This window comes from Actinoalloteichus fjordicus (genome assembly GCF_001941625.1).
Classification (GTDB): Bacteria; Actinomycetota; Actinomycetes; order Mycobacteriales; family Pseudonocardiaceae; genus Actinoalloteichus_A; species Actinoalloteichus_A fjordicus.
Genome location: NZ_CP016076.1, coordinates 3,173,042 through 3,195,225 on the forward strand (window position 1 = coordinate 3,173,042; position 22,184 = coordinate 3,195,225).

The 22,184-nt window shown below is 71.6% G+C and carries 22 protein-coding genes; 8 read left to right on the forward strand and 14 right to left on the reverse strand.

Features of this window, described 5'->3' with window-relative positions:
• Positions 1-61: 61 nt before the first annotated feature.
• Positions 62-988, reverse strand: coding sequence for a S66 peptidase family protein (locus tag UA74_RS14095; RefSeq protein ID WP_075740636.1), 927 nt, complete (start codon positions 986-988; stop codon positions 62-64).
• A complete protein-coding gene (locus UA74_RS14100; protein ID WP_075740637.1) occupies positions 985-2,949 on the reverse strand; it encodes a S9 family peptidase in 1,965 nt (654 codons plus the stop codon). The genes UA74_RS14095 and UA74_RS14100 overlap by 4 nt, the downstream gene beginning before the upstream one ends.
• A 113-nt stretch (positions 2,950-3,062) precedes the next feature.
• Here UA74_RS14100 and UA74_RS14105 point away from each other — a divergent pair, with 113 nt between their 5' ends.
• Both UA74_RS14105 and UA74_RS14110 read left to right on the forward strand, forming a co-directional pair.
• A complete protein-coding gene (locus tag UA74_RS14105; RefSeq protein ID WP_075740638.1) occupies positions 3,063-3,629 on the forward strand; it encodes a DUF3090 domain-containing protein in 567 nt (188 codons plus the stop codon).
• Positions 3,630-3,645: 16 nt separating this feature from the next.
• Positions 3,646-4,440 carry an SCO1664 family protein gene (locus tag UA74_RS14110; RefSeq protein ID WP_075743806.1) on the forward strand — a complete coding sequence of 265 codons (795 nt, stop codon included), beginning with the start codon at positions 3,646-3,648 and terminating at the stop codon, positions 4,438-4,440.
• A gap of 277 nt (positions 4,441-4,717) precedes the next feature.
• Here UA74_RS14110 and UA74_RS14115 read toward each other — a convergent pair whose 3' ends face one another.
• Complete coding sequence (locus UA74_RS14115; protein ID WP_075740639.1) at positions 4,718-5,113, reverse strand: GNAT family N-acetyltransferase; 396 nt, start codon at positions 5,111-5,113, stop codon at positions 4,718-4,720.
• 149 nt (positions 5,114-5,262) lie between these two features.
• Here UA74_RS14115 and UA74_RS14120 point away from each other — a divergent pair, with 149 nt between their 5' ends.
• On the forward strand, positions 5,263-5,730 hold the full coding sequence (locus tag UA74_RS14120) for a cytidine/deoxycytidylate deaminase family protein (protein WP_075766133.1): 468 nt from the start codon (positions 5,263-5,265) through the stop codon (positions 5,728-5,730).
• Between the two features lie 273 nt (positions 5,731-6,003).
• Positions 6,004-6,801: an SAM-dependent methyltransferase gene (locus tag UA74_RS14125; RefSeq protein WP_075740640.1), complete on the forward strand. Its 798-nt coding sequence runs from the start codon at positions 6,004-6,006 to the stop codon at positions 6,799-6,801.
• Between the two features lie 186 nt (positions 6,802-6,987).
• Here UA74_RS14125 and UA74_RS14130 read toward each other — a convergent pair whose 3' ends face one another.
• The 3 genes from UA74_RS14130 to UA74_RS14140 all read right to left on the reverse strand — a co-directional run bounded on the left by UA74_RS14130 (position 6,988) and on the right by UA74_RS14140 (position 8,547).
• The gene (locus UA74_RS14130) at positions 6,988-7,236 is read right to left on the reverse strand and encodes a hypothetical protein (RefSeq protein WP_075740641.1); all 249 of its coding nucleotides are present in this window, start codon (positions 7,234-7,236) and stop codon (positions 6,988-6,990) included.
• Between the two features lie 172 nt (positions 7,237-7,408).
• Positions 7,409-7,792, reverse strand: a complete 384-nt coding sequence (locus UA74_RS14135; protein ID WP_075740642.1) for a DUF3037 domain-containing protein — start codon at positions 7,790-7,792, stop codon at positions 7,409-7,411.
• A complete protein-coding gene (locus tag UA74_RS14140) occupies positions 7,789-8,547 on the reverse strand; it encodes a HipA family kinase (protein ID WP_232237754.1) in 759 nt (252 codons plus the stop codon). The genes UA74_RS14135 and UA74_RS14140 overlap by 4 nt, the downstream gene beginning before the upstream one ends.
• A 297-nt stretch (positions 8,548-8,844) precedes the next feature.
• Here UA74_RS14140 and UA74_RS14145 point away from each other — a divergent pair, with 297 nt between their 5' ends.
• The gene (locus UA74_RS14145; protein WP_075740643.1) at positions 8,845-10,263 is read left to right on the forward strand and encodes a sigma 54-interacting transcriptional regulator; all 1,419 of its coding nucleotides are present in this window, start codon (positions 8,845-8,847) and stop codon (positions 10,261-10,263) included.
• 23 nt (positions 10,264-10,286) lie between these two features.
• Entirely contained in the window at positions 10,287-12,296 is a 2,010-nt protein-coding gene (locus UA74_RS14150) for a vWA domain-containing protein (protein WP_404799991.1), read from the forward strand.
• Between the two features lie 430 nt (positions 12,297-12,726).
• On the opposite strand, the gene UA74_RS31795 is transcribed toward UA74_RS14150, so the two are convergent.
• Positions 12,727-12,915 (reverse strand): hypothetical protein, encoded by a 189-nt coding sequence (locus UA74_RS31795; protein ID WP_157434172.1) that lies wholly within the window; start codon positions 12,913-12,915, stop codon positions 12,727-12,729.
• Here UA74_RS31795 and UA74_RS14155 point away from each other — a divergent pair.
• On the forward strand, positions 12,905-13,342 hold the full coding sequence (locus UA74_RS14155; RefSeq protein ID WP_198043022.1) for a nuclear transport factor 2 family protein: 438 nt from the start codon (positions 12,905-12,907) through the stop codon (positions 13,340-13,342). The two genes, UA74_RS31795 and UA74_RS14155, sit on opposite strands and share 11 nt — an antisense overlap.
• A 243-nt stretch (positions 13,343-13,585) precedes the next feature.
• Here UA74_RS14155 and UA74_RS14160 read toward each other — a convergent pair whose 3' ends face one another.
• The 3 genes from UA74_RS14160 to UA74_RS14170 all read right to left on the reverse strand — a co-directional run bounded on the left by UA74_RS14160 (position 13,586) and on the right by UA74_RS14170 (position 16,457).
• Complete coding sequence (locus tag UA74_RS14160) at positions 13,586-14,401, reverse strand: DUF4097 family beta strand repeat-containing protein (protein ID WP_075740645.1); 816 nt, start codon at positions 14,399-14,401, stop codon at positions 13,586-13,588.
• 117 nt (positions 14,402-14,518) lie between these two features.
• A complete protein-coding gene (locus UA74_RS14165) occupies positions 14,519-15,181 on the reverse strand; it encodes a response regulator transcription factor (protein WP_075740646.1) in 663 nt (220 codons plus the stop codon).
• A gap of 4 nt (positions 15,182-15,185) precedes the next feature.
• On the reverse strand, positions 15,186-16,457 hold the full coding sequence (locus UA74_RS14170; protein ID WP_198043023.1) for a sensor histidine kinase: 1,272 nt from the start codon (positions 16,455-16,457) through the stop codon (positions 15,186-15,188).
• Between the two features lie 181 nt (positions 16,458-16,638).
• Between UA74_RS14170 and UA74_RS14175 the strand changes: the two genes are divergently transcribed.
• Positions 16,639-17,124 (forward strand): hypothetical protein, encoded by a 486-nt coding sequence (locus tag UA74_RS14175; protein WP_075740648.1) that lies wholly within the window; start codon positions 16,639-16,641, stop codon positions 17,122-17,124.
• 263 nt (positions 17,125-17,387) lie between these two features.
• Here UA74_RS14175 and UA74_RS14180 read toward each other — a convergent pair whose 3' ends face one another.
• The 4 genes from UA74_RS14180 to UA74_RS14195 form a co-directional block, all read right to left on the reverse strand.
• The gene (locus tag UA74_RS14180; RefSeq protein ID WP_157434174.1) at positions 17,388-18,386 is read right to left on the reverse strand and encodes a DUF6461 domain-containing protein; all 999 of its coding nucleotides are present in this window, start codon (positions 18,384-18,386) and stop codon (positions 17,388-17,390) included.
• Positions 18,387-18,468: 82 nt separating this feature from the next.
• Positions 18,469-20,196, reverse strand: a complete 1,728-nt coding sequence (locus UA74_RS14185) for an MDR family MFS transporter (protein ID WP_232237756.1) — start codon at positions 20,194-20,196, stop codon at positions 18,469-18,471.
• Between the two features lie 116 nt (positions 20,197-20,312).
• Complete coding sequence (locus tag UA74_RS14190) at positions 20,313-20,915, reverse strand: TetR/AcrR family transcriptional regulator (RefSeq protein WP_198043024.1); 603 nt, start codon at positions 20,913-20,915, stop codon at positions 20,313-20,315.
• Between the two features lie 292 nt (positions 20,916-21,207).
• Positions 21,208-22,176 carry an arsenic resistance protein gene (locus UA74_RS14195; protein WP_083683203.1) on the reverse strand — a complete coding sequence of 323 codons (969 nt, stop codon included), beginning with the start codon at positions 22,174-22,176 and terminating at the stop codon, positions 21,208-21,210.
• Positions 22,177-22,184: the final 8 nt, after the last annotated feature.

The following is a 22,184-nucleotide window of genomic DNA, read 5'->3' on the forward strand; positions in this document are numbered from 1 at the left end:
GAAGGGCCGCCGCCGGCATCGCGGGGGCTCCCCGGACGGCCGTCGCCGTGCCGGGGACCGGTCAGGTCAAAGCGGCTTCGTCGAGTCTCAGCGTGCCCGCATCGGCATCCAGCTCCACCGGCACGCCCAGGGGCACGGTGAGCTGATCATCACAGTGGCCGAAGCCCAGCTCCCAGCCGACGGGCACGCCCAGCCCGCCCAGCCGATCGAGCACCAGCGTCCGGACGTCCGCCAGCGGTCCGCAGTCGGTCCAGGAGCCGAGCGCGAAGCCCGCGACGTCCTGCCACCAGCCCGCCCGGTCCAGCTGGGTGAGCATCCGATCCAGTCGGTAGAGGTCCTCGCCGACGTCCTCCAGCAGCACGACCGCCCCCGGCGGCGGCGGATAGGCGTCGGTGGTGCCGATGTCGGCGGCCAGCAGACTGAGGTTTCCGCCCCAGCTGAGTCCTCGTGCCCGGCCGGACACCAGCGGTCCCGCTCCCGGCCTGCCCAGCACGAGGGCGGACTCCGGTTCCAGCAGGGTTCGACGCAGCGTCTCCACGGCGCCGGGGTGATCGACGAACGGCGCGCTGCCCACCATCGGCGAGAACAGCGTCACGAGGTCCAGCCTGCTGCCGAAGGCCTGATGCAGGGCCGTCACGTCGCTGGACCCGGCGAACACCTTCGGCGGTGCCCCGGCGAACGCCGCGAGGTCGAGCCGTTGCAGGGTTCTGGTGCAGCCGTAGCCGCCCCTGGCACAGAGCACGCCCGCGATGTCCGGGTCGAGCCAGGCCTTCGTGAGGTCCTCGGCGCGATCCTCGTCCCGGCCCGCCAGGTAGGGGAAGTCCGGATGCCGGTCCAGGACGTGGGCGCCCACCACGACGTCGAGCCCCCAGCTCTCCAGGATCGCCACCCCGGCAGCCAGCACCGGGGCCGTCACCGGTCCTGCGGGGGCGACGATCGCCACCCGATCGCCGGGGACCAGCCTGCGAGGGCGTCGGGCGCCCGTCATCGGCGCAGGGACAAGGTCGGCACGCCGGGGGCCTCGAACTCGAGAACCTGCGCGTAGAAGGACAGTTCGGCCTCCAACGCCGTCCGAACGGTCTCGGCACGACGGAAGCCGTGCTGTTCGCCCTCGAACGCGAGGTAGGCGAAGGGGATGCCGCGTCCGTCGAGTTCGTCGACGAACCGTTCGGACTGCTCCGGCGGGCAGATCTCGTCTTCGAGCCCCTGCAGCAGCAGGATCGGCCCGGCGAGGCGGTCGACGTTGTTCACGGGAGACCGCTGCTGATAGCGCTGCGCGGTCTCCGGGAGAGGGCCCACCAGGCTGTCGAGGTAGCGGGACTCGAAGTCGTGGGTCTCCCCGGAGCCCCAACCCGTGAGGTCCAGGATCGGGTACATGGCGGTGCCGCAGCGGTAGACCGAGACCGTGGTCAGCGACGCGGCGGTGGTCCAGCCGCCCGCGCTGCCGCCCCGGATCGCCAGGCGCTGCCGGTCGGCGGTCCCCTCGGCGGCGAGCGCCTCGGCGACGGCGGCACAGTCGGCCACGTCCACCACGCCCCAGGACTCGCGCAGCCGCTCGCGGAAGGCCCGGCCGTAGCCGGAGGACCCGCCGTAGTCGACGGCGACCACACCGATGCCCCGGCTGGTGAAGTAGGCGATGGTGGGATCGAGGACGGTGGTGTTCTGACCGGTCGGCCCGCCGTGGACGTGGACGAGGAACGGCGGCAGCTCACCGTCCGGGGCCGCGAAGTCCGGGTTGGTCGGCGGATACACGTGGGCCGGGATCTGCTGCCCGTCCGGCCCGGTGAACATCCGGGTCGTCGGCACCGGGAGCCAGGCCTGGGCAGGCAGACCCGCAGGCTGCCCGGTGAGGACTCGCGGGGTCAGCGTGGCCACGTCCACGGCCACGACGGCGGGCTTGCTCTTCGGCCCGCTGGCCACTCCGATGATCGTCTTCCCGTCGCAGGCCAGCGTCGAGCGCCAGGTCGGCAGTGGGGACTCGACGTCGGTGAGACCGCCGTCGGCCTCGTCGAGCAGGGCGAGTCTGCCGCCGCACAGCACCGCGTGCCTGCCGTCGCCCAACGGCGCCAGCCAGCTCGCGCCGAGCTGCCACAGCGGCCCGCCGATCTCGACCTCGGCGGTCAGCAGCGGCGTGACGACCCCGGCCAGGGTGACCCGGTGCGGGTTCCACCAGCCTGCCGGGTCGGTGAGCGCGTAGAGGGACTCGTCGTCGGCCCAACGGAGCTGACACACCGACTCGGTCGGTCCGCCCGCGAGCACTCGATGGGGCTCGAAGCCGTCCTCGGTGATCTTCGCCACGCAGAGTTCCGTGCCGTCCCACGGCATCGCGGGATGCTCCCAGCCGATCCACGCGGCGTGCCTGCCGTCCGGGCTCGGCCGGGGGGCGGTGAGGAAGTGGTGGCTCGCGGCGAGGACCCGCACGGCCGTCGCGTCCTCGCCCGCCGCGCCCGAGACGGGCAGGGCGACGAGATCACGCCGAACGTCGACGCGGGAGTCGCCGACGACCGTCTCCCGGACGCACCAGACCTCTCGGCCACCGGGACCGGCCACCAGTTCCCCGTAGCGAGCGCCCTGCGGCCGGTCGGGAACGGGGCTGGCAGGCCGGGGAACGGCCTCGGGATCGGTGAGGTCGAGCAGGTAGACCCGCTGATCGTCCCAGTGGGTGAAGGCCACGTGCCTGCGACCGTCGGCCTCGAAGGCGACCCAGGGCCTGCCGCCGTACTCGTGCACCCGGTTGCGGACGTTCCAGGGCGCCCCCAGCACCTCGGCGACGATCCCGTCGTCGGTCTCACGCATCAGCGCGACCCGGCCGCCCTCTTCCGGACGGCTCTCCGTCCACCAGGCCGCACCGAAGGCGAGGTCCGCTGCGAGGACTCCACCGCCTGACTTCGCCGCGTCGGCCGCGTCGATCGGCGAGGTCCACGTTCCGTAGGGAGAGATCGTCACCACCCCGGCAGCGTAGCCGCGCGCGTGCCCCGGAACACAGAAGCAGAGGGATTCCGTCGCGAACCGGGGGGAGCGCGCTGCCCGGTGCAGCCCGGTGGCCTAGTGTCGTCGGTGTCATGGCTCGTGTCATTCATGTATTCCGTCAACCCGACCGGTTCATCGCCGGGACCGTCGGGCAGCCTGGCGAGCGCAGTTTCTACCTGCAGGCGTCCGAGGACGTCCGCAAGGTGAGCGTTCAGCTGGAGAAACAACAGGTCTCGGTGCTCGCCGAACGCATCGGCGCCCTCCTTGAGGAGGTGGCGCTGCGTTTCGACACCGAGGTCCCCGGTGCGGCGCCCGAGGCGGTCATCGACGTGGAACCACTCGACGTCCCGGTCGAGGAGGAGTTCCGCGTCGGAACCATGGGATTGGGTTGGGACGCCGAGACGCACGCGGTGGTCATCGAACTGCTGGCGATGACAGAGGAGGAGGTCGACGAGTCGGTCGTACTCGACGACACCGAGGAGGGTCCGGACGCGCTCCGGGTGTTCCTCACTCCGCTGCAGGCCAGGGCCTTCGCGGCGCGGGCCGAACGGGTGGTCAACGCCGGACGCAAGCCGTGTCCGCTGTGCGGCGAGCCGTTGGACCCCGCCGGGCACATCTGTCCCCGGCAGAACGGCTATCGCCGCGGCGACGAGGGCTGAGGCGAAGCCGGTGCCGGTGCAGCCCGATGATCCCGCTGCCCTCGACTTCCTGCGCCGAGGCCGCATCGAGGTCGAGGGGCGGATGGTCGCCGCCTCCAACGCCACGCTGTTCTGCGCGATCGAACTGGACGGTGTCGAGGCGCACTGCGTCTACAAGCCGGTGCGGGGCGAGCAGCCGTTGTGGGACTTCCCCGACGGCACGCTCGCGGGCCGCGAGGTGGCGACCTACCTGATCAGCGCGGCCGCGGGGTGGGACCTGGTCCCGCCGACGGTGCTGCGCCCCGGGCCGTTCGGGCCGGGCATGGTGCAGTTATGGATCGACACCGACACCGACTCCGAGCTGGTGGACGTGGTGGGTGTGGACGCGATCCCGGCGGGCTGGCGGCCGGTGCTGCACGCTCACGACCGAGCGGGTGAGCCCGCCGTGCTGGTCCATGCCGATCATCCGCGCCTACGGACGATGGCGGTGCTCGACGCCGTGATCAACAACGCGGACCGCAAGGGCGGGCATGTGCTGAGCACGGCCGAGGGCGCGGTGTACGCGGTCGATCACGGCATCTGCCTCCATGCCGAGGACAAGCTTCGCACGGTGCTGTGGGGCTGGATCGACCAGCCCGTGGGCGAGGAGACGCTGGAGGTCCTCGGCTCGCTGCGCGCCCGGCTGGCGGGCCCGCTCGGCGAGGAACTCCATGATCACCTCACACGCAAGGAGGTCGAGGCGTTGGGTCTGCGCCTCGACCGGCTGGCCGCTGCGGGCGTGTACCCCTCGCCATCCGAGGGCTGGCCCGCGATCCCGTGGCCCGCGTTCTGACCGGTCCGCCAGGACTCTTGCGCTTGTCCGTCATGACGGGGATCACGTGGTCGGAAAGGGTGTCATCGGCCTGGATAGCCGCAGGTCAACAAGTATCGGCCCCGCGCACGCGGGGATGGACCCGCGGGAATCGACCGAGCAAATGCACTCATGGTATCGGCCCCGCGCACGCGGGGATGGACCGCTCGAGATGACCCTGCCGATCGGGGGCGCCGCCCCGGGCACCGGGGATCGGCGCCCGGCGTCCGGGTGCGCCAGCCAGACGTCTGCCGGTGCGCTACAAGGCGATGACGCCAGCCTTGGTCGGCCGGAATCCGCAGGCGTCCAGGTAGAAGCCGCTCAGGCGGCCTTCGAAGTCGACGTGCAGCCACTCGCAGCCCGCCGCCGAGGCCTCCCGCATCGCCACCGCCACCAACTCCGCCCCGACACCTCGACGCTGGAGGGATTCGGCCACCACCGTGTCCACCAGGAAGGCATGACCGGCCCCGTCCCAGGCGACGTTGACGAAGCCGACGAGGTCGTCGTCCGCCCACGCGCACACCCAGCCCAGGCTGTGTCGGCTGACCTGACCCCACCAGTCGTGCGGAACGGGCGCATGACCGAAGCCCTCGGCGTGCAGCCGCTCGACGGCCGCGCTGTCGAACCCGCCGCGCCACGCGTACTCGATCTCCATCGCCGGACAGTAATCGAGCAGATCGGCGCCGGAGTCCGATGCGAATCGTGCCTGTCACGGGTCCGCGGGAGGTCCGGCCGGGCGATCTTGCCGAGCCCGGCACCTGCCGAGTCCCCGTCGCCGGGCCCCGGCGGGCAGACTGGACGGTCATGACCACACCCGCCGTCCCGTCCTCCCACGACCGCGCACTGCTGCTGCGGGCCGTCGCCCTCGCCGAGGAGTGCCCCCGCTCCGCGAGCGCCTTCTCCGTCGGTGCGCTCGTCGCCGACGCGGCAGGCGAGGTCATCGCCACCGGATACTCGCGGGAGACCGGCTCCCACGACCACGCGGAGGAGATCGCGCTCGCCCGGTTGTCCCCGACCGATCCTCGGCTGGCGACCGCGACGATCTACAGCTCACTGGAACCGTGCAGCACCCGGTCCTCGCATCCGAGGAGCTGCACCCGGCTGATCCTCGACACGCCCATCCCGCGCATCGTCTTCGCCTGGCGAGAGCCCGAGGCCTTCGTCGACTGCGAAGGCGCCGAGCAGCTCCGCGCCGCAGGGCGCGAGGTGATCGAGCTGAGCGAGTTCGCCGACCTCGCCCGCCATCCCAACGCCCACCTCCTCGGCGGCTGACCACCCCGGACGTCGGGTCGGTCCCGCGCGGCGAGCCAGCGTCGACGCCGCCGGGCACGGCACAGGTCGGCCGGGGCCGAACGCCACGGCGTCGGCCGGGGGCGAGGACGGAGCGAGCGAGAACGCTGTTTCTGCTCCGATGTCAACCCCTTGACCGAAGTGGATCACCTCGGCAGGCTGCGCAGCGGGCAATGACGCCGGACGGTCGACTCGACCGGTGCGGCGTCGCCGTGACTCGGTCGCTCGGCTTGTTCTCTCGGAGGGAGCAGCACGATGGAGACCGATGTGAGCTGGACCGGCACCGGGATCGACCTGGACCGGCCCAACGCCGCGCGCATGTACGACTACTACCTCGGCGGCGCCTTCAACTTCGCCGCCGATCGGCATCTCGCCGAACAGGCCTTACAGGTCATGCCCTGGATGCGGGAGGCGGTGGCCGCGAACCGCTCCTTCCTCGGGCGGGCGGTGCGCCACTGCGTCGAGCAGGGCATCCGGCAGTTCCTCGACCTGGGATCGGGCATTCCGACGGTCGGCAACGTGCACGAGATCGCGCAGGCGGCCGAGCCGAGCTGTCGAGTGGCCTATGTCGACAACGAGCCGGTGGCGGTCGCCCACAGCAGCCACCTGCTGGCGGACGATCCACAGACGACCATCACGCAGGCGGACCTGCGTGATCCGGAGCAGGTCCTGGCCGCACCGACGGTCCGCGAGGTGATCGACTTCGCCGAGCCGGTCGCCTTGCTCGCGGTGGCGGTGCTGCACTTCGTCCCCGAGGAGCGACGGCCGGAGGAGATCCTCGCCGGGTACCGCCAGACGATGGCGCCGGGCAGCAGGCTGGTGATCTCGCACGTGACCGCCGATCACGATCCCGAACAGGCGAGGGCGGCTTCACGGGTCTACCAGCGGGCCGACACCCCGGTGCTGCCGCGCAGTCGAGAGCGGCTGACGGCGATGCTGACCGGTTTCACCCTCCTGGCGCCGGGCCTGGTGGACGCGACGGAGTGGCACGGCGTGCTCAACGCCGACGCGGAGCATGCGGGCTTCTACGCGGCGGTCGCCTCGGTCGACTGAGCCGACCCGAGATCGCCTGGCGGAGGGGCGTCGGGATCGAGCCGGATCACCCGCCGACGTCTCGACGGCCCGGTTGATCGGCGCGTGGCCGGAGATCCGCCGGGACGTCGACGCGGCCAGGCGACGGGGACCGTCGCTCGCCGACCGGTGCGCCCGGCCGCCGTGCGCGGTCGGGCCGTGGCAGGCTCAGGCCTTTCCTGATCCGTGCTGGCCGAATCGGTGCTTCTGGTCGGCGGCGAAGGCGTCGATCCGTTCGAACAGCGGCGTCGCCGCCCAGGCGGCCAGCGTCCACAGTCCGAAGAAGGCCAGGTAGGTCAGCGGCAGACCCGTGAGGGGGATGTCGGCCAGCCCGGCGAACAGCGCGAAGACCAGGGTCATGAACGCGGCTGAGACCAGGGCGGTCACGATGCGATGACGAGCGCTGGAACGGTTCATCGTGCTTCCTCTCCTCCGAGAGACGAGAGCCTGCTGTCTCTCGGATGTGTCGAGTCCGACTACGTCGGGACACGTCTCCCGCGATGGTAGGCGCGCAGCGATCAGGAGTCTCGCATCGAAGTCGACACGCCACGATCGGTGCAAATCCGCAACCTAGGGCCGCCGATCGGCGTCACCGCACCAGTGCGGTCGTCAGCCGGTCCAGCTCGGCCGCTGGATCGTCGGTCAGTCCGGCGTGGACCGCGCCGGTCTGCACGACCGTGCTGCGCGGCGCGGTCAGCCAGCGGAACCGCTGTCCGAGGCTGGTCTGACACGCGGGCACCTGTCGATCGGCGCCCGAGCACACCCGCTCGACGGCGTGCAGCGCCGCGACGACCGACTCCACGTCGACGTGGGGGTCCAGCGCCCGTAGTCGGTCGGCGTCCAGATCGACGGCGGCACCGAGGTAGTCCAGCCTGCCGCAGTACAGCAGGACCCCGGCGTTGATCGACTCGGCGCGCTCGATGCGGGGCATCACGCGCAGCGTCGCGTACTCGAACACGACCAGCTCGCTCATGCCGTCCCTCCGGGAAGCCAGCTCGGTGCCGACTCGATCCGACGCAGGAAGTAGTCCACGTAGGCGGCTCGCCGATGGAACGCGTCCGAGTCGCCGTCCTCGTCGACGAGCCAGCGATCGGGCACCAGCGCCGTGATCTCGGTGAGCAGTGACTCGGTCACCTTCGGCGCCAGTTCGCGGTGGGCCGTCGCCGGGTCGGCCGCATGTCGGACGAGCACATGATCCTCCGACCGGAAGGGCCTGCCCGCCGCCGTCCCGGCCCGAGGCCAGTCGTGGTGGAACCAGAGCGCCGCCCCGTGGTCGATCAGCCAGAGTTCGCGATGCCAGCGCAGCAGGTTCGGATTGCGCCAGCTGCGGTCGACGTTGTTGATCAGGCCGTCGAACCACAGCACCCGCGCGGCCTCCTCGGCGTCCGGCGGGAACGCCTCCGGATCGAAGCCGAACGCACCCGGCAGGAAGTCCATGCCCAGGTTCAGCCCGCTGCTGGCCGCGAGCAGCTCCTGGACCTCCTCGTCCGGCTCGTGCCGGGCAATGCGCGGGTCCATCTCGACCAGCACCAGATCCGGCACTCGAAAGCCGAGTCTGCGGGCCAGTTCGCCCGCGATGATCTCCGCCGCCAGCACCTTGGGACCCTGACCCGCCGCCCGGAACTTCACGACGTAGGTGCCCTCGTCGTCGGCCTCGACCAGGCCGGGGAGGGAGCCGCCCTCGCGGAGCGGTGTCACGTACCGCGTCCCGGTCACCGTCGGGATCACCCTGGCCGCCTTCCCTCGATGCCCTGCGCATCGTCGAGCACACCGTAATGCGCCCGGTTCGGGCTGGACGGGCAGGCCCGCGACGCGCGTCACCGGCTGTCCTCGGCGCGAGGCGGGCCGGGTGGCCGTGCGGCCGGCTACTGCCCGGACCGGGAGCCTGCCGCAGTCCCGGTGCTCGTCGGTGTCCGCCGCTGCCCGCGACGTTCTTCGACGGACGATCGACGTGGCGGGCCGGTCCGTCGTGAGCTGGAGTCACTCGACGTGGTCTCGTCCGCCGATTCTGCGTAGCGTCGAGGCGTGAGCGATCTCCCGGTCCCTGCCGCCCCCGCGATCCCCGACGACCTGCCCGCCACCGTGGGCGCGCTGCGTGCCACCGGACACCGGCTGCGCGGCGTCAAGGCCGAACTGCGGGAGAACCTGCTGGCCGCGCTGCGGGCGGGCGTCGATCCCTGGCCGGGCATCGTGGGCTTCGACCGGACGGTGCTGCCTCAGCTGGAACGAGCGCTGCTGGCGGGACACGACGTCGTGCTGCTCGGGGAGCGCGGCCAGGGCAAGACGAGGCTGCTGCGGACCCTCGTCGGGCTCCTCGACGAATGGGCTCCGGTGATCCGCGACGCCGAACTGGGCGAGCACCCGTTCGACCCGATCACCCCCGCGAGCCTGCGTCGGGCCGCCGAGCTGGGCGAGGACCTGCCGATCGGCTGGGTGCACCGCTCCGCGCGCTACACCGAGAAGCTCGCCACCCCGGACTCCTCGGTCGGCGACCTCATCGGCGACGTCGACCCGGTCAAGGTGGCCGAGGGCCGCAGCCTCGGCGACCCGGAGACCATCCACTTCGGTCTGGTTCCCCGGGCACATCGCGGCATCGTGGCGATCAACGAACTGCCCGACCTCGCCGAGCGCATCCAGGTCGCCCTTCTCAACGTCATGGAGGAGCGCGACGTCCAGGTGCGCGGCTACACGCTGCGCCTGCCGTTGGACGTCGTGGTCGCGGCCACCGCCAACCCCGAGGACTACACGAACCGGGGTCGGATCATCACCCCGCTCAAGGACCGGTTCGGCGCGGAGATCCGCACCCACTACCCGCTGGAGATCGCGGCGGAGACGGCGCTGGTCCGGCAGGAGGCCGAGCTGGTCGCGGAGGTCGGCGACCACCTGTTGGAGGTGCTCGCCCGGTTCGTCCGCGCGCTGCGGGAGTCCACGGCGGTGGACCAGCGATCCGGGGTGTCGGCGCGCTTCGCGGTGGCCGCCGCCGAGACGGTCGCGGCTGCGGCGCTGCGTCGTGCCGCCCGCACGGGCGAGGCCGACGCCGTGGCCCGGCCGGTGGACCTCGACGGCGTCGTCCCCGTCCTGCGCGGCAAGATCGAGTTCGAGGCGGGGGAGGAGGGCCGAGAGGAGGAGCTGCTCGGCCACCTGCTGCGTCGCGCCACCGCCGACACCGCCCGCCACCTGCTCGCAGGCGTCGACCTCGGGCCGCTCGCCGAGGCCGTCGCGGGCACGCCGGTGACCACGGGCGAGCGGGTCACGGCCGAGGCGTTGCTGCGTGCGCTGCCGGAGCTGCCCGCGACGGCCGAGATCGCCAAACGGCTGGGCGCCGACCCGACCGGCCCGGCGGGACCGATCGCCTCCGCCGTCGAACTGGCGCTGGAGCTGCTCTACCTGTCGCGACAGCTCGGCAAGGACACCGAGGACGAGCAGACCGTCTACGGCGCGTGACCTGGCACGGAATCGAGGACGAGATGGACGACGGCGCTGAGGGCGGCGAGCCCCGCCGGGCCGGGCGCGAGGGCCCGGAAGGGGATGTCGCGGGCTACCGCTACGTCCGCTGGCACGGCGGACCCGACCCGCTGGCCCCGCCGATCGACCTGCGGGCGGCCCTGGCCGAGCTGGGCCGCGACGTCATGGACGGCTCGTCGACCAGGGCCGCGCTGCGCGAGCTGCTGCGGCGAGGACTGCCCGACCGCACCGGACTGGACGAGTTGACCAGACGCGTCTGGGAGCAGCGCTCCCGGCTGCAACGGCGGCATCGGGTCGACGGGACGCTGACCGAGGTCCGCGAGCTGCTCGCCCGCGCGCTGGCGGAGGAGCGGCGCGTGCTGTTCCCCGAGCCGACCGACGACGCGCGCTTCCGCGAGATGCGGCTCGACGCCCTGCCGACCAATCCCGGCCGGGCGGTGCGGGAGCTGGGCGACTACCAGTGGCGTTCGGATCAGGCGGCCGTCGACTACGCGCGGATTCGGGAACTCCTCGGCGAACAGCTGTTGGACGCCCGGTTCGAGGGGATGCGGCAGGCGATGCGCGACGCCGGGCCGGAGCAGGTGGCCCAGGTGCGGGCGATGCTCGCCGACCTCAATGCCCTGCTCGCCGCGCACGCCGCAGGCGAGCCCGACGTGCCCGCGAGGTTCACGGCGTTCATGGCCGAGCACGGCCGGTTCTTCCCGGAACAGCCTCGCGACGTCGAGGAGCTGATCGACGTGCTGGCGGCCCGCGCGGCCGCCGCGGCCAGAACGCTCAACTCGCTGTCGCCCCAGCAGCGTGCCGAGCTGGCCGAACTGTCCAGACAGGCCTTCGGCGATCCCCGGCTGTCCGAGGCCCTCGGCGAGCTGGACGCCCGACTCCAGTCGCTGCGTCCGGGGGAGGACTGGCAGGGCAGCGGCCGGTTCCGAGGCTCTCAGCCCTTGTCACTGTCGGAGGCCGCCGAGGCGCTGACGGAGCTGGGCGAGCTCGACGAGTTGGCCGAGCAACTCGGCCAGGCCTATCCGGGTGCCCGCCTGGAGGACGTCGACCTGGCCGCGCTGGAGCGCAGGCTCGGCCCGGACGCGCGAATCGCCGTGCGCGGGCTGACCGAGCTGGAACAGGAGCTCACGCGGGGCGGCCTGCTGAGTCGCAGCGCGGACGGCAGTCTCCGGCTCACGCCGCGCGCCCTGCGCACGCTCGGCCAGGACCTGCTGCGCGACGTCCTGGATCAGACCAGGACGCGGCGCGGGGAGCGCGACACGCGACGAGCGGGGTCGGCAGGCGAGCCGACCGGGGCGAGCAGGCCGTGGCAGTTCGGCGACACCGAGCCGTGGGACGCCGCCCGGACCGCGCGCAACGCCGCGTTGCGGCGGGCCGCCCTGCCGGGACCCGTGCTGGCGGTGGCCGACATCGAGGTCGCCGAGTCCGAGACGCGGACCCGAGCGGCGGTGGTGCTGTGCGTGGACGTCTCCTGGTCGATGGTCCAGGACGGCCGCTGGGCGCCGATGAAGCGCACGGCGCTCGCCCTGCACCACCTGGTGAGCACGCGGTTCCGGGGCGACGACCTCCACCTGGTCACCTTCGGCAGGCGGGCCGCCACCACCGACATCGCGGGCCTCACCGAGCTGGAGGCGACGATGGAGCAGGGCACCAACCTGCACCACGCCCTGCTGCTCGCAGGCCGACATCTGCGGCGGCACCCCGATGCGATGCCGGTCGTCCTGGTGGTCACCGACGGCGAGCCCACCGCGCATCTGGAACCCGACGGCGAGGCGGTGTTCGACTACCCGCCTCGGCCGGAGACGCTGCGCGCCACGCTGGCGGAGGTGGAGGCGCTGGCCAGGGCGGGCACCGCGCTCAGCGTGTTCCGGCTCGGTGACGACGAGCGGCTCACCGTGTTCGTCGACCTGCTCGCGCGCCGGGCGGGCGGCCGGGTGTTCGCCCCGGATCTCGACGGGCTGGGCGCGGCGGTGGTCGGCGACTATCTGCGCACCCGGCGGTCCCGCCGCTGAGGACGACCCGAGACGGCGGTCTCGGGCGACGGGCGCTGCCGGTCGTCGATCGGTCGCCTGACGGCGTGATCTCGGTTGAGTTTCTGGGCGGGCGGCGGGTCCGTGACGAGGCCTGGCCACCGCCTGGAGTGGCGTGGGTCAGGTGGCAGCTTGGCGCCTTGGTCGTCACCAGACGAGCAGGTCAGGAAGTATCGGCCCCGCGCATGCGGGGATGGCTCCCGGGCACTGGCAACCGACGGTGCCGTCAGCGAATCGACCCTGCGCAGGGACGGCTCGATCGTGATCGCCCGCGGTTGGCGGGCCGCGCTGTCAACCGTGCGTACGCGGGAGTGATTCTCGGCCTGTGCGGCACGCGCCCGATTCGGGCCTCGACAAGTGTCTGAGGCTCTCCTGAACAGGATCGATGCCGACCGCGCTGGGGGCAGAACAACTAGCCGAGTCGGGCGAAGGCGGCGTCGACGGCGGCAGTGAGGCGTGCCGGTTCGTTGTCCGCTGCCGCGCGTCCGGCATGGAAGCACGCGATCCCCAGCTCGGCGGCGAGCGAGGCGGTCTCGCGATCGGCGCCGCTCTCGGCCAGCAGCGCGATGATCTCGGCCTTCGTCGCGGCGATGGAGGCCAAGGACCTCTCCGCCGTCGTCGACATGATCGACCGCGACGTGGAGCTGACGGTGGCACTGTCCTTCACCGGAGAACCGGAGCCTGCGGCCCGCTTCGTCGGCGATGAGCAGGTCCTCGGCTACCTGACCGGCGTGTTCACGAACATGGCGACCATCGACTTCGTCGACGAGCGGGTGAGCGTGACCGCCGACGGCGCCACCTCCTTCCGCCAGGCGAACGGCGACTTCACCACCGCCGACGGCAGGCCCTACCGCAACGCCTACGTCGTCCGCCTGGACGGGCACGAGGGTCGCCTACCAAGGTCGAGGAGTACGGCAACCCGATCACCTACTGCCAGACCTTCGGCGATCCGACCTGCTGACGCGCGCCCCCGACCCGGTCGCCACTCGGTCCCACGAGGGCCCTGCGCTGTGCCGAACAGGGAGTGACCACGACCGAGGGCGGTGGACTTCGGCGATTCACGCGGGATGACGCCGAGGACTCCTGACCACGCCCTCGGAGCAGACCGTCCGGCTGATCGTCGCGGGGCGACGGAGCGTCGAACACCTTGCGGCACACGGCATCCTCCGGGCGGCCGGAGAGCCCGACACGACGCAGAACGAACCCCGCGCCGCTGTCGGCACCGTCCACGAGGGGACTCGGACGGCGAGCGGCTCCCCGTCGCGGTCCGCTCAGGTCGGCAGCACCGAGGCGTGGCCCGCCTCGGCCCCCACCCGTACCAGGGGCCCCTGGTACGGGTCCTGGGCGACGTGGACGACCTGATCGGAGCCTGCGGTGATCTGAACGCGATACGGCGCGTGCTCCTCGGCGATCCAGGCGGTCACGTCGCCCTGGCCCGACACCGCCGACAGCGAGGCGAACGGCGCGGTGGTGTGCACCGTGACGTCGCCCCAGTACGTCTCCAGCATGATGCGCTCGGCATCGACGTCGCTGACCTCGATGTCGCCGGTATGGGCCGCGATCAGCACCTCCCCCGCGAGGCCTTCGGCGAAGACCTCGCCGTCCGAGGTTCGGACGGTCAGCGGCGCCATCGTGTCCACGACGCTCACGCTGCCCGTGCCCGTCTCGACGTCGACCTCGACGCCGGCAGGGAGCCGGATCAGATAGTCGGTCGCGCAGAAGTCGTACATGTGCACCGGGCAGGACTCGGTGATGCTCAGTGTCTCGTCCGACTCGGTGACCTCGGACCAGGTCTGCGGGGTCGAGGCGTCGCTGTGCCAGGTGCGGATGATCTCCGTCGTGGTCGCCTCCTCCGACGCCTCGACGCGGACGTCACCCGAGTCGATGATCATCGTCAGTCTTCGGATGTCGCCGGAGTGGCTCACGGTCGTGGTCTCACTGGTCTGGGTGAGCACCGCGAGTCCGTACATGCCGCCGGAGACCACCATCATCAGCGCGACGAACGACCCGCCGATCAGCCAGGCGGGCCGGGCCAACCAGGCCAGGTCGGGTCTCGGCCGCGCCCGTCGGCTCGTCACGTCGCTCATCCCTCGCTCCTGATCGTGTGTGGTCGTCGTCGACCATCCCGCCCGGCCGTGCCTCGATGACGGCCCGACTCCGGCGTCGCGGGCCGGCTCGGCATGCCGCACGGGCGGCCCGCGACGTCACCCCTCGGGGACGCCGTGGTTGCGGAGGTACTCCAAAACAGCCCGGACGCGCCGATGTTCATGGTCCTGGTGACCGAGGTCGAGCCGCGTGAAGATGCCGTTGATGTGCTTCTCGATCGCGCGTTCGGTGATCATCAGGCGTTCGGCGATGCCTGCGTTGTTCAGGCCCTGGGCCATCAGGCCCAGCACCTCCAGTTCGCGCGGACTCAGCCTGCCCAGCCTGGCGTCGTCCCGATTGCGCGTGAGCAGCTGCGCGATGACCTCCTGGTCGAAGGCGGTGCCGCCCGCGACCACCCGGCGCAGCGCGGCGAGGAAGTCGTCCAGGTCGACAACCCGGTCCTTGAGCAGATAGCCGACTCGGGTCGCGCCGCCGGTGATCAGCTCCGCCGCGTACCGGCCGACCACGTACTGTGAGAGCACCACCACCGCGATGTCGGGATGCCGACGACGAATCTCCACGGCGGCATGAATCCCCTCCTCGGAGAAGCCGGGCGGCATCCGTACGTCCACCAGACACAACTCCGGGCGGAGGTCTTCGACGCTGCGGAGCAGCGCGTCCGCGTCACCGACGTCCGCCACGACGTCGATCCCCTCGTCCCGCAGTAGACGCAGCAACCCGGTACGCAGCAGCACCGAGTCCTCGGCGATCACCACGCGCATCGTCTCACGCCTCCCAGGGCAGGTCGACCGTGACGACCGTGGGTCCGCCGGGCGGGCTGGACAGCGCCAGTTCGCCGTCCACGGCCCACACCCGGTCGATCAGCCCGGCCAGCCCGCCGCCCGGTGCACCGTCCACCGTGGCACCGCCCACGCCGTCGTCGGCGATTCGAATCCACAGCCGTTCGCCGTCGCGGTGCAGCCGGACGGAGGCGGTGGTGGCCTCGGAGTGCTTGGTGATGTTGGTCAGCGCCTCGGACACCACGAAGTAGGCGACGCCCTCGGTGCGGGCCGAGGGACGCGAGTCCAGCTCGACGTCCAGGCCGACGGGAACGGCGCAGCGGCTCGCGACGGCGGGCAGGGCGCCGTCCAGCCCGTGGTCGGTGAGGATCGCGGGATGCAGTCCGCGTGCCAGGTCCCGTAGCTCGGTCATCGCGGCCTTGGCCTCCTGGTGGGCCTCCGCCAAGAGCACCTCGGCGGCGGCGGTGTCCTTGCCGATCCTGGCTCGCGCCCTGGTGAGGGTCATGGTCACGGACAGCAGCCGCTGCTGGGCCCCGTCGTGCAGGTCACGCTCCAGCCGCCTGCGCTCGGCCTCGGCGGCGTCGACCATCCGGAGCCTGCGCTCCCGAAGCTCCTCGACCTGTCGGCGCAGCGCCCGCATCTTGTTGCGAAGCACCATCCTTCGCAGCAGCAGCACCTCAATCATGGCGAATCGCCGGGCCAGCCAACCGCTCACGACGAGCCCGACCACCCCGCCGCCGAGGCTCAGGACGATCTGCCTGCTGTCCGCACCACCGGACGCGACGAGCAGCACGCCGTGGCCGAGGTAGGCCGTCGAAGCCGAGAGGGCGAACAGCAGCACGGCACCGGAGGTGATCCCCCACCCCACCTGGACGAGGGTGTAGGCCAGTGCGGTCAGCGCCCGTCGATTCAGCCCGCGCCGCAGCAGACCCTGCCGCCGTGTCCTCGGGACGAGGTCGTCCTCCGGCAGCCGTTCCCGGTCCAGCCCGGTGAGGTCGAGTCCGAGGACGGCGCTGATCCGATGCAGCTCGATCCACTCCACGCCCAGTGCCGCCCAGCAGGCCGCCGCGGCGATCGGGATGCCGACGAACAGCAGCGGGACCAAGAGCACGCCGAGGGCGAACACGAGCAGGACCACCAGGTAGCACAGGGACAGCGCGAGCGTGGTCAGGCAGTGGACGATCGCCACGAGACTGTCCAGGACGCCGCGGGCGCCCGTGCCGGGTCGTCGACTCGACCGGGCGGCGCTCTCGATCACGTGCGGCTCCTTGTCTGTGATGACCATCGTGAATCTAGAGGCGGGTGGGACGGCCGGACAGCGGGGAGGCACCACAGGTGGGGTGGTGGTAGCACCACCCCGCCTTGGGGTGGTGTCGTCATCGACCAGGAACCTCTGCCGCTCATAGCGTTTCCCTGGAGCCGGTGAGGGGAGCGAACAGATGATCGGGTTGCGAGAGCGCACCGAGGAGGGCTGTTCCGGCGAGGCACGCGCGGTCGATCCGACGGAGCGGGCCTGGCGTCGGGTCGGGCCGGGCGGAACCGCCGAGTGGTTGCCGCACCAGGACGGCGCGGGCGACAGACGGACGACGACGCCGTCGGTCCGGTCTGGGTGGGAAGCAGGCTCTGCGGCCTCGTCGTCACCCGGCGGCGCGCCAGGACCGATGAAGGGAGCGGAAACCGCGTCCCGACGCGCCCCCGCCGTGATGTTGCTGATCGCAGCGGTCCTTCTGATGTATCAGGATCAGCCGTTCGCCCTCCTGTACGGGGCGGCGACCTGGCTGGGCGCGCTGGTCGCTCCGGGTGCGGGCGGCACCGATCAGGGCTGGTGGGTGTTGGTGTTCGGCATGGACCTGCCGGAACTCGCGTTCACCGGCCTGCCGCTGGCGGCGCTGCTGCTCTATGCGGTTCTCACCCGGCGCCGTTGACGGATCACTCCTGGGGGCCTGCCGTCGTCGGGGCCCGTGCCGCAGGGCCGACCGTCGCGCCACCCCGTGTCGGCGGCATGCCGGACCGGCCTGCTCCGCCCGTCCCGCCGACTGCCGCGCAGCGGGCCACCACGACCGCCTGCCTGCGCCGCGCCCGCCGGTCGGGTCTCGCCTCTCGCGTCAGCCGTGGTCGGCGGCGCGGGCCGACGTCGCCGCATCACGCGGGCCTCATCGTCACCGAGGCCGGTATGACATCGCCGTCCTCAGCGCACCTTGTTGAGTACCGCGAGGGCGTCTCGCACGGCCAGCCCCACCTCGTGACGTGCCCGGATCGCGGCTCGGGCCTCGGCGTCGAGCCGGGTCTCCGCGGGCAGCCCCGTCGATCGACGGGCCCGCTGCTGATCCACCTGCCAGGCCAGCACCTGCTCGTACACCGGGGAACCCCGATCCAGCGCCACCTCGTGGCCCGCCTCGGCCTCGGCCAGCGCTCTGCGCAGGGCCTCGGAGTCGTTCAGTCCTGCGCCCTCGGCCATGCCCCGGACCAGTTCGATCAGCTCACCGCGTGACGTCGGCCTGCTCTTCTCCGCAAGCCTGGCCGCCGCCTCGGGGGCGTGCGGCTCGAGGGCGGCGAGTCGCAGCGACGGACGGGCGTCGGGTAGCGGAGCGTGGAAGGGCACGGTGAGCAGATGTCCGGTGGTGTCGGCCTCCGTCAGTCGCACACCGGTCAGGCGTTCGACGAGTGCCAGCGCCGCCGAGTCCGGGTCGACGGCGGGAGCCGCGGCGCCTCGGCCCTGGTCGTGCAGGCCGACCGAGGCCATCGCATCCACCAGGGCGTCCGGCTCGGCGCCCCAGCGGCGGTCGGGGGCGAGCTGGTCGAAGCAGGTGCGCACCACGCCGTCCACCGCGTGCGTGATCTGACCGGTGTCTCCCGCATCCCGGAACACCGACACGGCCTCCCCGCCGGTCGAGAGACCCCGCAGCACCTCCCGCCGGGTGCCCTGGAAGCCGTCGATCTCCATCAGCACCGTCCAGGAGCCGAGCCGCACCGCGCGCGCCACCTCGGGGTAGCCCAGGTCGAAGGACCTGGTCAGCTCAAGCCCTCGCTCCTGGGTCGCCACGACGATGTCGTCCTCGACGCCGCCGAGCAGGCACAGGGCCTGCTCGGGCAGCGTCTCGCGCACGAAGGAGAAGCAGAACCCCGGCCTGCCGCCCGTTCCGGCGGGCCAGCTGTGCTCGGCCTGGGTTCTGGTCTCGTCGTTCATCTGCGTGTTCTCCAGGATCGCGGTGGCCGGTCGGCACCGGCCCGCCAAGGCGTGGTCGTGCGCGAGGATAGTGCCGACTGGACTACTGTTCGTCGCCGGCCGTCGTGCGCGGCTGCTCCGAGTGGACCAGCCCGGTGCTCTCCTCTGCGGGGGTGGCGGACCCGACGACAGCACCGGCCACCGGCCCCGGCGCGTCCTCGGAATCCGAGGATGCACCCGGCTGTCCCGGTGCCGCTGTCGGCGTCCCGGTCGAGTCGCCGTGCAGGCCGGGCGCGGTGGCGGCCAGCGGCTTCTCCTTGAGGAACAGCGCCAGCACGGTCCCGAAGAGGAACACCGGTACCAGGTAAAGGAACACCGGGGTGAGAGCGTTCGCATAGGAGACGACGAATGCGTCCTGGAGGGGTTCTGGCAGCCCGGCCACGATGGCGGGAGTGATCGACTCCACATGCGGGACCTCGATGTCGGCTCCCTGCGGGAGGTTCTGGTCCAGCTGCGCGGTGAGCCTGCTGCTGAACAGCGATCCGACCACCGACACGCCCAGCGTGGCGCCGATCTCGCGGAAGAAGTTGTTGCTGGAGGTCGCGGTGCCGATCTCGGCGGGGCTCACCGAGTTCTGCACGGCCAGGACCAGGACCTGCATCACCAGGCCGATGCCGAAGCCGACGAGGGCGAGGTACAGACAGACCAGGGCCACCGGGTCGTCGATCTCCATCGTCGACAGCAGGAACAGCGCCACCGTCGTGATCGCGGTGCCCACGATGGGGAAGACCTTGTAGCGCCCGGTCTTGCTGATCGCGAAACCGGAGCCGATGCCGGAGATCAGCATGCCCACGACCATCGGGATGACGAGCAGACCGGACTCCGTCGCGCTGGCGCCGTAGACCATCTGCAGGTAGGTCGGGATGTAGCTGATCGCCGCGAACATCCCGAGGCCGACCAGCAGGCCGAGGATCGTGGAGACGGTGAAGATGCTGTTGCGGAAGAGCCGCAGCGGGATGACCGGGTCGGCGGCGAACCGTTCGGCAAGGCAGAACAGTGCACCCGCGATGACGGTGCCCGCCGCGAGCCCCAGGATCTGCGGCGAACCCCATTCGTAGCGGGTGCCGCCCCAGCTTGCGAACAGCGTCAGACACGTCACCGCGATCGCCATGAGGCCGATGCCGAGGAAGTCCACCTGGACCCGGCTGCTGCGCTTGGGCAGCCGGATGCCGAGCCAGGAGATCACCAGCGCCGCGATGCCCAGCGGCAGGTTGATCCAGAAGGCCCAGCGCCAGCTCGAACTGTCGGTGAAGTACCCGCCGAGCAGCGGCCCGACGACGGCCGAGACACCGAAGATCGCCCCCATCGGCGCCATGAACTTGGCGCGCTGGCGGGCGGGGACCAGGTCGGCGATGATCGCCTGCGACATGATCATCAAGCCGCCGCCGCCGATGCCCTGCAGTCCGCGGAAGGCGATGAGCTGCCCCATGTTCTGCGCGAACCCGCACAGGGCCGACCCGAGGACGAACAGCACGATGGCGCCGAGGAAGAGATTGCGTCGGCCGAGCAGGTCGCCCATCTTGCCGTAGACCGGCATCGCGATCGTGACCGCGAGGATGTAGGCGGTGACCACCCACGCCATCGCGCTGACCCCGTCGAGCTCCCCGACGATGGTGGGCAGCGCGGTGGCGATGATGGTCTGGTCGAGGGCGGCCAGCAGCATCACGACCATCAGGGCCGCATAGATCCAGCCGAAGCCCTGGACCGGCCGCTCCGACTCGTTCTGCTTCTCCGGCGGCGGCGGAGGGGACTCCACGACGGTCTGACTCACGAGATTCTCCTGTTCGGACACGACGAGACGCGTCGGTGGATCACGACGCGAGGACTTGCCGGCTGCGACGGCATCGGCGCGGGATCGCCGACCACGACGAGGATCGGCGGAGGGGTTCAGGACACGATCGATGCCCACAGCGCGCGGAGATCGGCCAGTGCACGGGCGACCTCGGCGGCGGGGGAGGAGTCGAAGTCTCGGGACCAGCGCTCCATGCCCACCCGGACGGCGGCGAGCACGACGGCGGCGGCGAGCCGGGCGGTGTCGTCCTCGTCGTCGAGGCCGAGGCGCGCGCCGAGCAGTTCACCGAGCTCGAGTTCGAACTGGTGGAACCGCTGCAACTGGAGCGGCACGAGCTGCGGGTTGTCCCGGACGACCTGATGGAAGGACTCCATCGTGGCCCGCCTGGCCTCGATCTCGTCGCTCTGCGCCGCGAAGAGTGACGTCAGATCGGCCAGCACGTCGCCGGTGCCCGCCACGAACAGCGCCCTGGCCTGCTCGGGAATCGGCGGCGGACCCTGGATGAGCGCCGTCTCCTTGCTGGGGAAGTAGTTGAAGAAGGTACGGACGGACACGCCCGCGCGGGTGCTGATCTGCTCGACGGTGACGCGGTCGAAGTCGTGCTCGAGTACGAGGGCCAGCGCGGCCTGCTGGATGCGGTCACTTGTCTCGCGTCGGCGCCGCGCCCGCAATCCCTCACCCGTGGTGCTGTCCCCCATGACGTCAAGCGTGCACGACATGCAGATTCTGCACAACCTGCAAATCTCACCCTAATGAGTGAGTGCGAACACGTTGTGGGGGCTGATTGACCAGGTCTCGGCCGATCTGGTGGCACTCTGTCGCATCTACGGTGGGGTGCCTCGGCCGTTCGTGGCGGCTGCTCGTCCGGCTCGGCGCAGAACGACCTCGGCTCGACCCAGTGGAGTTCCGATGCGGCCGGGCGGTGGTTGGCTCGCGACGGCCCCGCGGTCCGTGCAGACGTCGGCCACCGGCGGGGCCCTGCGGGGCGGGTCAGACCTCAGCGGTCGGCGGCGCCTCGGGGCGGGCGGGCAGCAGGCGGGGGATCGCGCGGACGTAGACCACCATGCCCACCACCTCCACCAGGGTCTGTGCGACCACGACCAACGCCGCGACGGCCAGCGCGTCGGGCAGCGCCAGTGCCAGGGGCAGCACGACAAGGGAGTTCCTGGTCGCGCCGCTGAACACGACCGCCCGGCCGGACCGCGCGTCCAGCCGGAAGAGCCGGACCACGGCGAGCCCGGCGAAGGGCATCGCCACCAGGAAGGCCAGGTAGAACGGCACCACGACGATCACGCCTGCGAGATCGCCGCTGAGGGCAGGCACCTGCGAGGCCACCACCGTCGCCAGGGTCGCCGCCATCAGCGGCACCATCGCGGCGCTCGCGCCTGCCTGGACGGCCTGCCCGGCGGGCCTGCGAGCGGCCCAGGCCTGCGTGAGCCAGGCCGCCGCGAGGGGGATGACGATCAACACGACGAACGCCTGCACGAACGGTCCGACCTCCACCACATCGGCGAGGTCCGGGCCGAGGAACAGCAGGAGGAACAGCGGCAGCAGCGCCATCTGCAGCACCAGCAGCAGCGGCGTGGCCGCCAGCAGTCGTCGGCCGCTGCCGCCCGCCAGGCCGCAGAACACGATCACGTAATCCACGCACGGGGTCAGCAGCACCAGCAGCACGCCGAGGCGGATCGCCTGGTCGGCGGGCAGCAGCAGGAACATCGCGGCGACCACCAGCGGCACCACTGCGAAGTTCACCACCAGCGTGGCGGCGAGGAAGCGTCCTGCCCGGAAGGACCGCAGCAGTTCGGTCGAGGGCACCTGAAGGAAGGTCACGTACAGCAGGGCGCCCAGCACCGGGTTGATCGCGTGTTCCAGCGGAGGCCCGACGGAGGGGACGGTCCAGCCTGCGATCGCGCCCGCCGCCATCGCCGTCAGATAGACGGCGACCTGGTGCCGCTCCATCCGCGCGA

Bases quoted from the DNA above. Each gene is read 5' to 3' on its own strand.
- UA74_RS14095 (WP_075740636.1), bottom strand. From the start codon at position 988: ATGACGGGCGCCCGACGCCCTCGCAGGCTGGTCCCCGGCGATCGGGTG.
- UA74_RS14105 (WP_075740638.1), top strand. From the start codon at position 3,063: ATGGCTCGTGTCATTCATGTATTCCGTCAACCCGACCGGTTCATCGCC.
- UA74_RS14115 (WP_075740639.1), bottom strand. From the start codon at position 5,113: ATGGAGATCGAGTACGCGTGGCGCGGCGGGTTCGACAGCGCGGCCGTC.
- UA74_RS14120 (WP_075766133.1), top strand. From the start codon at position 5,263: ATGACCACACCCGCCGTCCCGTCCTCCCACGACCGCGCACTGCTGCTG.
- UA74_RS14125 (WP_075740640.1), top strand. From the start codon at position 6,004: ATGGAGACCGATGTGAGCTGGACCGGCACCGGGATCGACCTGGACCGG.
- UA74_RS14130 (WP_075740641.1), bottom strand. From the start codon at position 7,236: ATGAACCGTTCCAGCGCTCGTCATCGCATCGTGACCGCCCTGGTCTCA.
- UA74_RS14135 (WP_075740642.1), bottom strand. From the start codon at position 7,792: ATGAGCGAGCTGGTCGTGTTCGAGTACGCGACGCTGCGCGTGATGCCC.
- UA74_RS14150 (WP_404799991.1), top strand. From the start codon at position 10,287: ATGGACGACGGCGCTGAGGGCGGCGAGCCCCGCCGGGCCGGGCGCGAG.
- UA74_RS14155 (WP_198043022.1), top strand. From the start codon at position 12,905: ATGGAGGCCAAGGACCTCTCCGCCGTCGTCGACATGATCGACCGCGAC.
- UA74_RS14160 (WP_075740645.1), bottom strand. From the start codon at position 14,401: ATGAGCGACGTGACGAGCCGACGGGCGCGGCCGAGACCCGACCTGGCC.
- UA74_RS14165 (WP_075740646.1), bottom strand. From the start codon at position 15,181: ATGCGCGTGGTGATCGCCGAGGACTCGGTGCTGCTGCGTACCGGGTTG.
- UA74_RS14175 (WP_075740648.1), top strand. From the start codon at position 16,639: ATGATCGGGTTGCGAGAGCGCACCGAGGAGGGCTGTTCCGGCGAGGCA.
- UA74_RS14180 (WP_157434174.1), bottom strand. From the start codon at position 18,386: ATGAACGACGAGACCAGAACCCAGGCCGAGCACAGCTGGCCCGCCGGA.
- UA74_RS14190 (WP_198043024.1), bottom strand. From the start codon at position 20,915: ATGGGGGACAGCACCACGGGTGAGGGATTGCGGGCGCGGCGCCGACGC.
- UA74_RS14195 (WP_083683203.1), bottom strand. From the start codon at position 22,176: ATGGAGCGGCACCAGGTCGCCGTCTATCTGACGGCGATGGCGGCGGGC.